We start from the raw sequence: 1,257 nt of genomic DNA, 5'->3' as shown, positions 1-1,257 counted from the left end.
TGGGCGGCGGGGGTCACGCCGGGACTGGCCGGCACCGGGGAGGTGTCGGCCGGCTCGACGGTGCGTGACCACCTCGGGCAGCAGAACAGCTGCTGTGGGGGTGGTGGGTCCGCCGCCCGGGGTGCGGGTGGCGATGATGGCGGCCGCGATCAGGTCGCGGTGCCCAGTGAACTCACAGTGCGGGCAGGACAAGGTCCGGCCACGGGGTTTCGGTATCCGCCGCAGGCAGGCGGGGCAGGTGGAGGAGGTGCCCCGTTCGTTGACGGGGTCGACGGTGATGCCGGCCTGGACAGCTTTGTCGGTGAGGACCTGCATGAGACGGCCGATCTGCCATTGCCGCAGCCGCAGGTTGTGCCGCCGCCCCGCGTCGATGTCCAACACACCGCGCGGGTCACCCACCCGGAGCACACCGACCCCCTGCTGCACCGCCCACGACACCACCGTTCTGGCGGCTTCGTGCTGGGCCTGCCGGACCCGCCGCTTGTGCCGGCCCTCCACCAACCGCGCCCGCCGCCGGTATTTCCGCCACCGCCGAGACCCTCGCTGGCCCGGCTTCGGCGCCCGCTGCGAGACAGAGCGGCGGCGGGTTTTCGTGTCGGCCAGGTGCATGCGGTGCTCGGCGCGGATCGCCCGCCCTGACACCAACAACCCTTCCCCGTCACGGCTGGCCACCGCGTAGGGGTGGATGATGCCCAGGTCGACTCCGGCCACCCGGCCGGGGTCCGGGCCCTCGCCCGGCGGGTAGGTCGCCACCGGCACCTCGGCCGTCACGTCGAAGAAGAGGCGGCCACCCTCGCACAGCAGGGTGACCGAGCGGACCTGCTCGACCGGATACGGCACCTCCCGCGCCAACCTGACCCACAACGGCGACATGCCCTTGGCCACCGGGATACGCACCCGCAGCCCGTCGAGGGTGAAGGTGCCGTGATGCCAGCGCACCGGCATCAACGCCCGCCGACGACGCGGGAACCGCGCCGACGAGTCACCGTCCTGGCGGGCTTTCGCCGCCGCGAACCACGCATCGGAGAACCGGCGCAACACCGACCGGGCACCCACCGAATCCAGCTCACCGAAGGTGCCCGGCCCCGAGTCGGCCAACTCCCGACACAACGCCTGATAGCCGACCAGCGGCGCGTCCTGGCGGCGGCGTCGCCACCCGTTGATCTCCAGGACACACGCCCACACGTCACCAGCCGAACGCAGTAGGCCGAAGCATCGCCGCCGCTGCCCAGCCGTCGCCCGCACCGCAACACGAGC

1 protein-coding gene is annotated in these 1,257 nt (G+C 72.4%); it reads right to left on the bottom strand.

What is annotated here, in order from left to right:
• On the bottom strand, positions 1-1,245 hold a 1,245-nt coding region (locus FXF52_RS41050), incomplete at its 3' end, for a transposase (protein WP_255472952.1).
• Positions 1,246-1,257: the final 12 nt, after the last annotated feature.

Source organism: Micromonospora sp. MP36 (assembly GCF_008119785.1).
Taxonomy (GTDB): Bacteria; Actinomycetota; Actinomycetes; order Mycobacteriales; family Micromonosporaceae; genus Micromonospora.
Note: the sequence above shows the minus strand (reverse complement) of the source record. Positions and strands in the feature narration are given on the sequence as shown.